At 65.5% G+C, this 13,722-nt stretch carries 12 protein-coding genes; 6 read left to right on the top strand and 6 right to left on the bottom strand.

Annotation, left to right across the window (positions count from 1 at the left end; genetic code table 11):
- Positions 1-1,086: 1,086 nt before the first annotated feature.
- Positions 1,087-1,404, bottom strand: a complete 318-nt coding sequence (locus tag SPR01S_RS16350; protein ID WP_169803454.1) for a Rap1a/Tai family immunity protein — start codon at positions 1,402-1,404, stop codon at positions 1,087-1,089.
- A 289-nt stretch (positions 1,405-1,693) separates the two neighbouring features.
- Between SPR01S_RS16350 and SPR01S_RS16345 the strand changes: the two genes are divergently transcribed.
- Complete coding sequence (locus SPR01S_RS16345) at positions 1,694-2,329, top strand: SDR family oxidoreductase (RefSeq protein ID WP_066591302.1); 636 nt, start codon at positions 1,694-1,696, stop codon at positions 2,327-2,329.
- A gap of 86 nt (positions 2,330-2,415) precedes the next feature.
- A complete protein-coding gene (locus SPR01S_RS16340) occupies positions 2,416-2,940 on the top strand; it encodes a cytochrome P460 family protein (RefSeq protein WP_066591301.1) in 525 nt (174 codons plus the stop codon).
- Between the two features lie 153 nt (positions 2,941-3,093).
- Here SPR01S_RS16340 and SPR01S_RS16335 read toward each other — a convergent pair whose 3' ends face one another.
- The gene (locus tag SPR01S_RS16335; RefSeq protein WP_066591299.1) at positions 3,094-3,993 is read right to left on the bottom strand and encodes a nucleotidyltransferase and HEPN domain-containing protein; all 900 of its coding nucleotides are present in this window, start codon (positions 3,991-3,993) and stop codon (positions 3,094-3,096) included.
- A 318-nt stretch (positions 3,994-4,311) separates the two neighbouring features.
- On the opposite strand from SPR01S_RS16335, the gene SPR01S_RS21310 reads away from it, so the two are divergent.
- From SPR01S_RS21310 to SPR01S_RS16315, 4 genes are all read left to right on the top strand, one after another.
- Positions 4,312-4,929 carry an RNA polymerase sigma factor gene (locus SPR01S_RS21310; protein ID WP_245662052.1) on the top strand — a complete coding sequence of 206 codons (618 nt, stop codon included), beginning with the start codon at positions 4,312-4,314 and terminating at the stop codon, positions 4,927-4,929.
- A complete protein-coding gene (locus tag SPR01S_RS16325; RefSeq protein ID WP_066591297.1) occupies positions 4,926-5,951 on the top strand; it encodes a FecR family protein in 1,026 nt (341 codons plus the stop codon). The genes SPR01S_RS21310 and SPR01S_RS16325 overlap by 4 nt, the downstream gene beginning before the upstream one ends.
- A gap of 81 nt (positions 5,952-6,032) precedes the next feature.
- Entirely contained in the window at positions 6,033-8,618 is a 2,586-nt protein-coding gene (locus tag SPR01S_RS16320; RefSeq protein WP_066591296.1) for a TonB-dependent receptor, read from the top strand.
- A 5-nt stretch (positions 8,619-8,623) separates the two neighbouring features.
- Positions 8,624-10,735 (top strand): Atxe2 family lasso peptide isopeptidase, encoded by a 2,112-nt coding sequence (locus SPR01S_RS16315; protein WP_169803453.1) that lies wholly within the window; start codon positions 8,624-8,626, stop codon positions 10,733-10,735.
- On the opposite strand, the gene SPR01S_RS16310 is transcribed toward SPR01S_RS16315, so the two are convergent.
- The 4 genes from SPR01S_RS16310 to SPR01S_RS21865 all read right to left on the bottom strand — a co-directional run.
- The gene (locus tag SPR01S_RS16310; RefSeq protein ID WP_066591288.1) at positions 10,727-12,466 is read right to left on the bottom strand and encodes an asparagine synthase-related protein; all 1,740 of its coding nucleotides are present in this window, start codon (positions 12,464-12,466) and stop codon (positions 10,727-10,729) included. The genes SPR01S_RS16315 and SPR01S_RS16310 overlap by 9 nt on opposite strands.
- Positions 12,463-13,131: a lasso peptide biosynthesis B2 protein gene (locus SPR01S_RS16305; protein ID WP_066591286.1), complete on the bottom strand. Its 669-nt coding sequence runs from the start codon at positions 13,129-13,131 to the stop codon at positions 12,463-12,465. Before SPR01S_RS16305 ends, SPR01S_RS16310 begins: the two co-directional genes overlap by 4 nt.
- Positions 13,132-13,181: 50 nt before the next feature.
- Positions 13,182-13,301, bottom strand: coding sequence for a benenodin family lasso peptide (locus SPR01S_RS21685; RefSeq protein WP_157082308.1), 120 nt, complete (start codon positions 13,299-13,301; stop codon positions 13,182-13,184).
- A 109-nt stretch (positions 13,302-13,410) separates the two neighbouring features.
- A partial coding sequence (locus SPR01S_RS21865; RefSeq protein WP_169803452.1) for a hypothetical protein occupies positions 13,411-13,722 on the bottom strand: 312 nt, incomplete at its 5' end.

Below are 13,722 nucleotides of genomic sequence, written 5' to 3'. Positions count from 1 at the left end.
AATCCTGAAAGCCGACCTTCGTTCATGTGAAACGTGCGAGACTTGGGGGGCGGCAGTCGGCGTACGACAAGAACGAGCAAGGACTGGAACGCTCCGCCACCGCGTGGCCTAGTCGATCATACTTCTACCAGTCCTCAGCCCATGACTTGCTTGGCTGCCCCATTACTACGGGCGGCGTCGGTCTTTGATCCAACGGAACGGACGCAAAATAGCGGGCCACGTGATCGCGACACCACTTTTCTATCTCGGGGGTGATCCACCCTTCGCTCGGCACACTAGCCTGGTTTGCCGTGGTGAGGAAGCAACCGCTCAAGTTCATCCAAGTTGGTTCGTATTTTAGTGCCAAGCCCCACCTTGCATCTGCAAGGCGAGCAACTTTTAAAGTTCGATCCTTACGACGGGCGCCCTCCAAAGTGGTCGGCAGGAGGCCAATCGTAAGGATGTTGGCGACGTCCGCCGGCGGCAACGGCGTACTATACTGGTTGAGGCCGACAACGTGCCTGACAGTGACCGTCATGCCTTGAGAGGTTCGGAAAACCGCTGAATCTCCCACACGGCCTCGGGGCCACTTCGCTCTGACTTGGGCTACCGTCGGAACAACGTCCGCGCGGCCCGGCTCTGAGCACCAATCCCGACCGTTACCTACCGCAAACCCTTGCGGTTGCGCGGCGGAGTTTGGCAGACCGGTCACGATCACGCGGCAGACTGCCGCTAACGGAGTGTTCAGCTTTGGTGCGAATGTCAGGTAGACTTCACGATCCCAATACAGCCGTCCATAGATTGTCGAAGTAATCCAACCTTCGATTAGCGGCCCGTTGTCGCCTTTTTCAGTCTTCTCCAGCACTCTACGAAGCAGTTCGCCGCGGGACCAACTAATATCGCCTTGGCGGCCCGGCGTTTCATGAGCTCTGTCGAACTGCAATACCTCATATGAGGCCTGCAACCATAAATGATCGGAAGTTTCAGCTCCGGCCCCAGCTGCTAACGCGCACACGGCTAGCATGCGCGGGATAACAGCATATTTTCGCATTGCGTTTATCCCTTCACGCGCCCTGGCGAGCAACAAGGTCGTCGCGGTTTCACTAGTTAGGTTTTCGGACATGGGTACGCGGTGAGTAGCGCGTGGGCTACAACCCCTGACGCCCCGGCAAGCCTTTCGGTCGGATAGTCCTTCAAATACTTGGTAACGACGTCGGCTAGCTCACCGGCCTTCGATCCGGGCGGCAGGCAGAACCACGGCTTCACGATTCCCGCGCTACTCATTCCCATCATCGTATCAGCTACACCCGCCACGTAGCTGATGCATGCGGCCCTGTCCGGTCGCATACAATCGTTATAGAGTTCAATCCCGGATTTGAATCCCGGCGACGTCGCCCCAGCCAACATCATCGCCAATCCGATCATATTATCCTCCCAAGATTCGGCCATCCTAATGGCTGCGATACGCGGCACAATTGGCGCGACCAGCGGCCTACACCATCCTAGCGAGCTATTATCCCCCTGTGATCCGCTTGAAGGAACCGATAGGTGGGAAGTCGCTATCGTAGGATTGCCGAAGTCCGCCGCAGAAATGCGTCCCTATCCGGTCGCTCAATATTAACCCCAATGAATCTAGAAGCCTCCATTCAGAATGGGTTAGCGCGCTGTTCTTGCGCACCGGCATCGCCGGATTTGGTTCGATGATAGGGGATAGATGAAATACAAGCCGCGCTACGCGCCTCTCGCGACTTGCCTGCTGGCCGCGGTGCCAGCGCATGCCTCCGACAAGACCGATTTCGCCGGTTGCGATGGGCTTGAGCAACCCGGCAGGCAGGAGGATGGCATGCGCGGCGCGGCCAGCGCCTCGCCGTTCGCCAGCGCCAGTATTCCGGCGATTACGATCGGCACCTGCTCGCGGGCGTTGGCAAGCCCCAGGTTGCTGCCGACACAAAAGCTTCGCCAGGCAAATCTCCTGCGCGCGCGGGCAGCCGCATTCCTCCAGTCGAGCAACCCGGCGGCGGCGCTCAAAGATATCGATGCCGCAAGCGCCGTCACGGCCGACCAGGCCAACGATCCGTTCTTTGCTCGGAGCATGCCCGAGAAAATGCCTTGTATCCGCGTCAACGTATTAAGCCCGGGGCCGGTGCACACACCGGGGCTGGTTGGGTTGGTTGGCGATGACGAGATGACGCAACAGGGCTTCCTCAAGCATTTCGCCGCGCTGATTCCCTTGGGACGTGTGGGTACGCCGGAGGAGATCGGACGAGCGGCGCTCTTCCTTGCCTCGGATGACTCCTCCTTTGTGAACGGCGCGGAGCTGTTCGCCGATGGCGGAATCGCGCAGGTCTGACCGGAAGCCTCGCCCGGTAGCTCTCCTGGCGGGTTAGGAACCTCCCCTGGCCGGAGCGCCGAAAGAACTGATGGAGCTGATAGATCATGCCATGTCCAGGTCGACTCATATTCCTGGCGTCGGTTGCCGCACTGCCCATTTCGATCGCAGCCGCGGCTCATCGTGACGCCGCCGATCGCTCGCCCATTTACGGAGTACGGCTTCCTCCCGGTTATCGGGACTGGAAGGTAATCGGGGTTGCGCACGAGAAGGGCGATCTGAACAGCATTCGTGTGATCCTCGGTAACCGGACGGCTATTCAGGCATTTCGCCGCGGCCAGCGACCCTTCCCGGACGGCACTGTCATCGCCCGTGTCGCTTGGAAATATGTGGCCTCGCCCCGCAACAACGCGATCTTTGGTCAGGAGCAGTCGTTCGTGACGGGCGATCCGACGAACGTCCAGGTCTCGGCTAAGGACACTGTCAAATATCCTGGAACTGGTGGTTGGGGGTATGGCCAGTTCATCGCTGGCAAGGCGAACCCCGACGTGGACACGCTCCGGACCTGCTACGCCTGCCATAACCGGCTGCCATCGTCAGAGGACCGCGTGTTCACGGCCTATGCGCCCTGACGATGGCTTTCCTCATCCGGCTGTTTGGAAGCTGCCAGGCGGCTGTCGATCCATCAGTGGCCGCCCCGCCCATCGCATCGTCAATGTCCGCTTTGGCCGGCGCGCTGCCCAAATCTGCCAGGCGGCTTACGGCCCATAACCGGCCATTCTCGATCAGCCGAGCGCCAGTTGTTTCTCACAAATTTGGCGCACGACCGACTGCAGGAGATCAACGCGCTCACCGAGCCATTCGAGTTCTTGCGGCGTAATCTGGTAATGCGGAGAGTATCGCGCATCTACATAGGCTCGCCTCAGCAGCTCGAAGCTGCGTTGGGCAAAACGCGTGTCCCGGGGCCAGACCTGGATTAGTTCGGGTGCGTGGCTCTCGGCCTGCGATCGCAGGAAATTGAGCTTGTGGGATTTCGGGCTGTAGAGGGTCAACACCAACAGCACCGCATGATAAAAGCGCTCCGTGGCTTGGTGATAGTTGAATGCTGCTAGCTTCGCGCTGCCGCGAGACCGATGAAATTCTGCTCCCGCGGCGAATTCGCTAGCGCTCTCGAACCAGTTGTCAAAGTACCTCTGCGCTTCCGCTTGCCGGTCGGCGCGCGTCAGCGGCCGCGGCTGATCGAATTCCACGCCCTCGAACTGATAGAGCGCGATGCCGTCGCGCGTGATGTCGACGAAGAAGGGGCGGCCATGGTGAAGCTGTTCGTTCACGTCGGCGAGGTCGTGGACGATGAAGTTGACCGGCGCCGAGATCGATTTCTCGATCGTGACGGCACGCATCAGATGGTCGTCGGCCTTCGCCCAGAATTCCAGCGTATCGGTGAGGCGGCGGTCGCTGACCACGACCAGGATGTCGTAGTCGGAAAAATAGCCCCCCTTGGCATCCTCCACCCAATCGCCGCGGGCATAGCTTCCGAATAGCACGATCTTGAGGATGCGGCCCTTGCGCTTCCAGTCCTGGGTCGCGATCCGGGTGGCGTCATCGAACTCGTCGAACAGGATTTGAACAATCCGCTCAAGGTCTTGCCGCTTGGCTGCGGGAAGATGATCGAGGTCCGTTCTCATTGTGTTCGATTGTCCCGCGCGCCGCCGGGAATGGCAAGCGCAAATCACGCGGCTGGTGCGATCGCCTTGCAATAAGGCGATCGGCGGGTAGATTAGACCCCGCGCCACCGGTTCGTGGCGCCGAGGCGCGCAGGCGCCGCGCTGGAAATTTGGTCCGGAACATCGCACGTGTCCGGGTCGCCGCCGCAAATGTCCAAGCCCCTTCGCGGGCTAAAAGCGGCAGCGCTCTTCCAGTCCGCCTGCGATCTTCCGACCCCGTGTCGGCGCTTCGCCCGCGAGGCTTGCCATGCAGTCCTGTCGCAGCGCCGATGGTGGCGCGTGGCCGCGCGTACGCGCGCCGCGGTCGTGCGCCTGACGCTCGCGACCGATCCGCTCGCGGCGCCGCACGGGGAAGGGAGGATCGCCGAGGGCGATCCCCTGCCGCCCGCCGATCGCGTGCCCGTCCAGCCAGGCGGCGTCACGCTCGGCGAGCTCTATCGCGTCGAGGCGCCGCGGCTGCTGCGCTATGTCGAACACCGCACCGGCGAGCGCCACGCCGCCCTCGATCTGGTCCACGACGCCTTTGCCCGGCTGGCCGGTGTCGGCAGCTTAAGCGAGCTCATCAACCCCGCCGCCTATCTGCAGCGGATCACACGCAACCTCCTCGTCGACCGCGCCAGGCGCTCTGCGCCGGTGACGCTCGTAGGGCTCGAGGAATGGGACGCACAGGCGCCGGCGGCGCAGGAGGAAACGCTCGCCGCCGAGGACCTCTTGCAGCGCTACGAGGACGCGGTCGCCGGGCTGCCCGAACGCACGCGCACGATCTTCCTCTTGCACCGTGCCGACGATCTCACCTACCGCCAGATCGCGCGGCGCTTGGGCGTCACCGTCTGGACGGTCGAATATCACATGAAGCGCGCCATCCTCCATCTCGCCCGGACGCTCGACGGGGAATGAGCGACGGCCCTGCTTCGCGCGGCGATGCCGAGCGCATCCGCGACCAGGCCGCCGCCTGGACCGCACGGATGGCGCGCGGCGCGTCGCCGCGCCTCCAGCGCGAGCTTGATCGCTGGCTGGTCGCCGACCCGCGCCACGAGGCGGCCTATCGGCGATTGGGCGCGCAATTCGAGGGTGCCCGGCAGCTGCGCCAGTCGCGCCGATTCGCCGATCGCCCGCCGGCGCGGCGGCGCCGCTCGCCCGCGCTGAAGGCCGCCGCCTGCGCCGTGGTCGCGATCCCGGTCGCCGCCTTCCTGGCACTGCACCGGGGCGCCGGGCCCGGCGCGCCCGATACTTCGGCGACCGGCACGAGCGTCGCGGTCGCGCCGACGCCGTCCGTGCTGCGTATCGCGGCCCCGGCGGCCGCGATCCGTTCGGTCGGGCTGGCCGACGGGTCGGTGGTCACCCTCGATGCTGCAAGCGCGGTCGAGGTCGCGTTCAGCCGGGATGCCCGGCACCTGACCCTGAGCGGCGGCCGGGCGCGTTTCTCTGTTGCGCACGACGGCCGGCCGTTCACCGTGTCGGCAGGGGGCGGCGAGACCATCGCGCGCGGCACCGTGTTCGACGTGGCGCTTGGCCCGGATGGCCGGGTTGCCGTCGCCCTGTGGCGCGGTGTCGTCGATGTCCTGCCTGGGCATGCCGGCGGCGGCTTGCGTTCGCCGACACGGCGGCTCGCGGCCGGTGAAGCGCTCGCCTACAAGGCGGGCCAGCTGACCGGTGCCGCGACGCGCCCGCCGCCCGCCGGCGCTGCCTGGGCGGACGGGGCGGGCGAGTTCGACAATGTCTCGCTCGGCTTCGTGATCGACCGCGCCAACCTGCGCGCCGCGACGCCGATCCGCCTTGGCGATCCGGTGCTTGCAGGGCTGCGCGTCTCGGGCCGGTTCGATACGCGCGACGGCGAACGCCTCGCGCGCGACCTTGCGCGGCTGTTCGACCTGCGCGTCGAGCGCACGCCCGACGCGATTCTGTTGGCGCGCCCCTGAAATATTTTTTTGCCGGACCACTACTGACGCCCCCGTTCGCTGCGTCGCTCTCTCCAAAACCGGCAAAAAGGGGAGAGAGTAATGACCTTCGATATCCGTTTCGCGCTCATGGCGAGTGCCGCCTGCCTTGTGGCGGTGGCGCCCGCGGCGGCGCGGTCGCAGGCGAGCTACCACTTCGATGTCGCGGCCCAACCGCTCGGCAGCGCGCTCCAGCAAGTCAGCCGCACCGCCGGGGTCAGCATCCTGTTCAAGCCGGACGACGTCGCCGGCTTTGCCGCGCCCGCGCTCCACGGCACCTTCACGCTGGCCGAAGCGCTCGATCGGCTGCTCGCCGGGACGCCGCTTGCCGCCAGCTACCAGGACGGGACCGTCGTCGTCCGGGGGCGAGGGGCGGCGGCGGACGCCGCGGCCGCGCCGCTGAGCGCGCCGGAGGCGGCTGCGCCTGACATCCTGGTGACGGGCTCGCGCATCCGCGGCGCGAAGGTCGCGTCACCCGTCGTCACGGTGTCGCGCGAAGACGCCCGCAACCAGGGGCAGGGGAGCATGGGCGAGATCGCCCGCAGCCTACCGCAGAGCTTTGGCGGCGGCCAGAATCCGGGGCTCGGGTTCAATGTGCCGACCGCCAGTGGCGTCGATGTCGGCGGCGGGTCGTCGTTCAATCTGCGCGGGCTCGGCAGCGACGCCACGCTGACGCTGCTCGACGGGCACCGCCTGGCCTATGGTGGCTCGCGCCAGTCGATCGACGTGTCGGTGATCCCGCTCGGCGCGCTCGACCGGGTCGAGGTAGTCGCGGACGGCGCCTCGGCGCTCTACGGCTCGGATGCCGTGGGCGGCGTCGCTAACATCATCCTGCGGCGCGACCTCGATGGGGTCGAGAGCCGTGCGCGGCTAGGGGCGGCGACTGATGGCGGCGATTTCCAGCAGCAATATGGCCTGACCGCGGGCACGCATTGGGCAAGTGGCGGCATCCTCGCTGCCTATGAGTTCAATCGCGCCACCGCGGTCGACGCGGAGGATCGGGATTATGCGGCGGTGCGCTCGCGCGGACTAAGGCTGCTGCCGGCGACCCGCAGCAACAGCATCGTCGTCGCGGCGCACCAGGAGCTCGGCAGCCGCCTCGAGCTGGCGGTCGACGGCGTCTACAATGCGCGCCGTACGCGTTTCGTCTACCCGATCGATCCGAGCGGCGACCTCAGCATCGCCCGCGACGTGTCCCGAACCCGCGAAACGTCGTTCGTGATCGCGCCGACCCTGACCTGGCGCCTGGGCAATGGCGGACGCATCGGCCTGACGGGAAGTTACGGTACCGACCGCGTCCATTATGCCGATGATGATATCGAGCCGCCGGCGCCAACCTTCACCAGCGGCGGCTGCTATTGCAACCGCATGACCGCGATCGAGCTTGGCGGCGACACGCCGCTGTTCAAGCTACCCGGCGGCGACGCCAAGCTCGCGCTTGGCATCGGCTACCGGCGCACCGGGCTCACGACGTCTCGCTTCCCATCGGACCCGCAGGATTTCACGGCGTCACAGGTCGACAGTTACGGCTTTGCCGAGCTCGAACTGCCGTTCGTGTCTCCGGACAAAGGGGTGCCGGGACTTGCCAGCCTGACCCTCGACGCCGCGGTCCGCTACGAGCGCTACAAGGGGCTGGCATCGGTCGCGACCCCCAAGCTCGGCCTCATCTGGTCACCGCTCAAGGGCCTTGAGCTGAAGGCCAGCTGGGGCAAGTCGTTCCGCGCGCCGACGCTTCAGCAGCGCTACCAGACGCTCCTCGTCTTCCTGTTCCCGGCGACGACGCTGGGCGGTGCAGGCTATCCGTCCGACGCGACCGCGCTCTACGTCCAGGGCGGCAATCCCGATCTCAAACCCGAGCGAGCGACGAGCTGGTCGCTCGGCGCCGCGATCAAGCCGGCGGCAATTCCCGGACTCAGCATCGAGCTCAATTATTTCTCGACCCGTTATATCGACCGCATCGTCGCCCCCATCGGCTTCATCACCCAGTCGCTGAGTTCGCCGCTTTATGCGCCGCAGGTGACTATCGCGCCGTCGCCTAGCCTGGTCGACGCGACCCGCGCAGCAGCCGGGATATTCACCCTCGCCGGCGTGAGAAGCTACGATCCGAGCAAGGTCGTCGCGATCGTCGACAATAGCAGCGTCAATGCCGGGCGCCAGCCCGCGCACGGGATCGATGCGATCGTCCGCTACCGGGCAACGCTCGGCGCACGTGACACGCTGACCTTTGAAGCGAACACCTCCTATCTGGTAAGCAGCCGCCAGATTTCCCCGACACAGCCCGTCATTCCGCTCGCGGGGATTTTGTTCAACCCGCCGCACTGGCGCGGGCGGGGCAGCCTGTCCTGGGATCATGCGCGTGTCGGCGCCACGGCCACCTTGAACTATGTCGGTAACCTCAGCGACACGCGCAGGACGCCGGCACTCAAGGTACCCGGCCAGGCAACCGTGGATCTGGCGTTGCGCTTCCGGACGGGCGATCGTGCGCCGGGCGCGTTGCGCGGGCTGGACTTGATTCTGGCGGCGCAGAACCTCCTCGATACGCCGCCGCCGCTCATCACGACGGGACCGGTCACCGACACGCCGTACGATTCGACCAATTATTCGCCGGTCGGCCGTTTCGTCAGCTTCACCATCGCCAAGAAATGGTGAGGCCGGTGTCGTCGGATCGATTTCGCCGGGCGGCGCTCGCCGCTGTCGCCTTCACGCTTATCCTGGCGGCGCCTGCGGCGCGCGCCGCTTGCGAAAGCTGGGATCCGGTCAGCAGCACGGGCGCCTATGGCGCCCGCCCGATTACCGCCCGGGACCTGATCGAGCTAGTCAATTTCGGGCGACCGGACATCGAGCCGCTCGGTGGGCCGAGCGCGTTCGATATATCCCCGGACGGCCGCTGGATCGCGACCGTTCTGCAGCGCGCCGAGCTTGCCACTAACGGTTTCTGCCAGGCGCTGGTGCTGATCGACCGGCTGCACCGTGCGCCGCCGCGCATGCTCGACCGGGGCGGCGACTTCCTGCTTTCGACGTACGTCGAAGCCGGACATTATGACAGCAACGGGGTGTCGCGCCTCAACAAAGCGCGATTTTCTCCCGACGGCCGCACGATCGCCTACCTCAAGCGGGTCGATGGGCGGACCCGATTGTGGGTGGCGAGCCTCGACGGACGACCGGCCAGGGCAGTGACGCCGGCCGCGATCGACATCGCGCGATGGGCGTGGTGTTCGACTGGGACGGCGGTCGTCTATGCCTTTCGGCAGGGCGGCGATGAGGCGGCTGCGGCAATCGAGCGCGAGGGCCTCGGCGGCTGGCATTTCGATCGCCGCATGGTGCCGATGCTCGGCATTCAGCCGCAAATCCCGGCGCCGCTACCCGAAGGTATCGCCATGGCGCACGTCGGCGACGGTGGTGCCCCCCGGGTATTGGCCGCCGACCGCGCGGCGCTCGGTGACGACGATGACATATCACTGGCACAGCATCGCGCGGGGGCGAGCGGGCAGGTGGCGTGGGCAGCGCGACTGCATAACTATGCGTTCTCGCCACTACGAATTGAAATGCGGCGCGCGAACGGCTCTGCCATTCGCTGCGCAGCATCGGCTTGCACCGGACGTATGCTCGGCCTGTGGTGGACCGGACATGGCCGTACCTTGGTGTTTCTCAGATTGGAGGGCTGGAACGATCGCTTCACGGCGCTCTACCGCTGGTCGCCGGGGACCGGTCAACCGCGGCGCATCCTTGAGACCGACGACGTGATCGAAGGGTGTACACCGGCCGACGCGGAGGTGATTTGCACGCGACAGGGCGCCACTCAGCCGCCACGTCTGGTTGCCATCAAGGTGACATCAGGCGAGCAGCAGATTCTGTTCGATCCGAACCCGGGGTTCGCCAACCTGGTGCTTGGTCGCGTCGAGCGCCTCAATTGGACCAACGATGTCGGGCGCGCAGTTTATGGCGACCTGGTGCTGCCGCCCGGCTATAAAGGTGGGCGCTTGCCGACGATCGTGGTGCTTTACAGATCCCGGGGTTTTCTGCGCGGTGGGACAGGCAACGATTACCCGATCCAGCTGTTCGCCGGTCGCGGCTTTGCGGTCCTCAGTATCGACCGACCCGCCTTGTTCGCCCAAGGCGTTCGCTCGATCGCCTCCGACGACGCCTTCTGGCAGGCGAACACACGCGATTGGGCGGATAGGCGCAGCGTGGATTCCGCGATCCAGTCGGGGCTCGATCTGCTTGTCTCAAGGGGTATCGCCGATCCTTCGCGCCTGGCATTGACCGGGTTGAGCGACGGCTCCTCGAGCGTGCGGTTCGCGCTGATCCAGTCGAGACGATATGCCGCGGCCGCGATCAGCACCTGCTGCGTCGATGAATCCTCCGATGAGGTGGTCGGGCCCTATTGGGTGACCGAAAGCGCCAGACTAGGCTATCCGCCAGCGGCACCGGTCGACAAGAAATTCTGGCTGCCATATTCGATGGCACTCAACGCCCCGAAAATGGCCACGCCGTTGTTGATGCAACTCGCCGACAGCGAGCTGTTGGTGGCCCTCCATACCTATACGGCGCTCAAGGCGGCGAAGCAGCCGGTCGATCTCTATTTCTATCCCGGCGAATTCCACTTCAAATGGCAGCCGGCGCATCGACAGGCCGTCTACGAGCGCAACCTCGACTGGTTCTCGTTCTGGCTCCAGGGCCGCGAAGATCCGGCGCCTGTTAAAGCCGAACAATATCTGCGCTGGCGGGCGCTGCGCGATCGGTCGCCGGCCGGCCGGTCACCATGAGGCGGCCCAGGCCTCGACATCGGCCAATTGAAGCAGCCGCGCCCAGGCATTTCCCTTGATCGGCCCGGGCGCGTCGAGGATTTTCAGACAGGCCTCGCGATCGACCAGGCCCTCACGGACGAGCAAGCCGTCACCGATCATGGCGCGCAGCCGGGAACGATTGGCGTCGAAAATCTCGATCATGAAGCTTGCCATAGCGCCCTTGCCGGGTCGCCAGACATGACCCTTGGGCAGAAGGTCCTCGATCGCCCGGCGCGCGATCGCCCGGTTGCGGCCCCGCTCGAACCATAGCCAAGGCGGGATCGACAGGCAGGTTTCGATCACGGGCTGCGACAGCAAAATGGCCTTCCAGGGCTGGCCTGTGCTCCTGGTCGGGCTCTGGACGATGCCAAGCGCGCTCAGCGTCAAGGCCACATGGCCGGCGCTTCCGGACCCGGCGCCCGCCGGTGGCGACAGCCATGCATGACTCACCGCCTCGCTTTCTTGAGCGCAGACCATCGGCGTCAGGCATTCGAGATTCGATGGCCAGCGATAGGCGGAGCGACGCGAGATAACGCGCGCCAAAGCCTGTCTCGCGACCGCGCCCGCGGTGGCATTTGCCAGGCGGGCAAGGTCCAGCGTGAGCGCGGGAATGCGACGATCGAAACCGTTGGTTCGTATAAGGTCGGCGAGCGGCGCGGCCGACTGCATCGAGCAGAAGATCTGATCGCCGCCGCCGCCATGCAAGATCCGATGCCGGCTCGATCCCGTGTGCGCCCGGATCGCCGCGCGCGTTGCCTGCGAGAAGCTGGTTTCGGTCGGATAGGGGAGATCACATGCCTCCGACCGGGTGAGGTCGACCATGGCCGGGTCGCGCACCACTTCGGCAAGCGGGAAGCGGCAATGACCTGCAACGACGCGCGCGAAGGCGCGCTCGTCGCCGGCCGCGTCGCGCGTCACCATCGTCAGAGCCGCTGCCTCGCACCCGGCGGCCGAAAGCGCGGCGGCCACCGCCGAGGAGTCGATGCCGCCTGACAGAAGGACGAGGTTCGGCATGCCATCGCTGGTTTGCGCGGCCACCGTATCGAGCAGCACTTTACGCAACCGTTCGGTCGCGGCCGGCCGGTCGTCGCGCCGTTGCTCGTGGCCGACGTACTGCCAGGGAGACCACATCGTCTCGTATTCAGGGCTCGGGCCCAGGGTAATACGCTCGCCGCAAGCCAATTCCTCTATGTTCGCCAGGCATGTCCGACGACGGCGGATGTCGGGCGCAATGAGCTGCAGCGCGACGGCGTGCCAGTCGATGGCCGGCTCGACTGATACGCTCTCCAACAACGCGACGTCGGACGCGAGCATCGTCGCATCAGATGATCGATGCAGGTAGCAGGGGAGGTCGCCGAAGGGTGCCCGCAGGATCGTTGGCCCTGCCCCGTCGTCGATGATCGCGACATAGTCGCCCCAATAACGCTGGATCAGCGACGCGGCGCGCGCGCCTGGCGCCGCGCCCGCATCATCGTCGGGCAAGTCCGTCAGGGCTGTGCGGCCACCGCGAGCGTATATCGGGCCAAGGACCGCGCCATGCGCGCGCGCCGGTCCGCCAAACACAAGGGCTGATTCCGGCGCGAGCAGCAGGAAGCTTCGCCCTTCCGTAAGTGCGAGGCAGTGTTGGCGGCCGATCGCCGTCAGGCGCTCGCGCCACGAACCATTGGTACCGCCGTGGGGCACGACGATCAGATAGCGGTCGCCGGTCATAGGACGAGCACGGCAGCAAAGGGGCGGACATTGTCGAGCCGATCGGAGATAACGATCCCGTCGATGCTGACCCAGGCATGCGCTTCGAACGGCCGCAGCTTGATACCGATCGCGAGTTGCGCATCGAGGCCCGCTTTCAGGCATGTTCGCGCGATGGCGAACGACAAGGGGAGGCATTGATCGAGCGTTGCGATCCATCGCCCGGCCGCGGCAAATGCCGCCGCGATCATCTCGCATTCGCCCGCTCGGGGCGGTCGCATATCCGCTGCTGACACGGACTTTAGCGCGCGCAGCCGCTCGACGTTCGACGTCAGCGTATGGGCTCGAAGGCGGCGTTTCGCGCGCATGATCGACACGGCCGCGACGAGAATCTGCCGACGCGGTGGGATCGTCATGTCCGCGCGATCGAGCGCCGAGCCGAGCAATCTCGGCTGGCGACAAGGGCGCGGATTGTCGCCGAAGGGGAGGTCGACGAGGATATCTCGATCGACGAGTCCGAGAAGACGGGCCTTTTGATGCTCGTCCGGTTTGCCGTGGGTCAGCGCGGTGAACGCGCTGTCGGCGGACGGTCCAAGCGCGAAATAGCGGTCCCGATTGAGATCCAGGAAAATCCGCTCGCCATCCTGTTCGACGAACGAAATGCCGGGAGCCAGCGCAAAGGACATGGGGGGGGCTCGCGTGACGCGTGGGGCTTTCGCCCCACGCGTCGAGGCGCTCAGTCGTCGGTAAGGCCGGCGGCCACGATGCCCTTCACTTCATCGCCCGGCGCATGGAGGGGGCCCTTGGTCTCCACGCTGGCTGCGCCGAGGTCGATGCGATCGTCTTCGCGTTCCATGTCAGTCTCCTTCGAAGCCGTCAGATTGGCGGCGGCGGAGAATCTATGAAGGAGGCCCGGCTATCCGAAACTTATACTCGGAATATATCGCGAATGTTTTAGTGTGGCCCTATCGGTACAGCGCGCGGACGATCGCCGCGGTCGCGAGAAGCCGGCGCCGGTGATAGGCGGCGACCCGCTTCAGCAACTCCGCACTGGTCGCATTGTCAAACGCCATCGCCATTTCGCGCAACTCCGCCTCGAGATCGTCGAAGACGCGCCGCTCGGCCACGCGCGCCCTGGCGAGCCGATCGTTCGCCAAACCCATCTGATAGACATGTTCGCGATTGTCTGCGCGGCCGACGAACAGCTCGAAAAAGGCAGCGGTGGCCCGTCCGATATCGGCGGGCAGAGCGTCGGCTTTGAGCGGCGCCCGCCGATC

The sequence above is a fragment of the Sphingomonas pruni NBRC 15498 genome (genome assembly GCF_001598455.1).
In the GTDB taxonomy this organism is placed as follows: Bacteria; Pseudomonadota; Alphaproteobacteria; order Sphingomonadales; family Sphingomonadaceae; genus Sphingomonas; species Sphingomonas pruni.
Note: the sequence above shows the minus strand (reverse complement) of the source record. Positions and strands in the feature narration are given on the sequence as shown.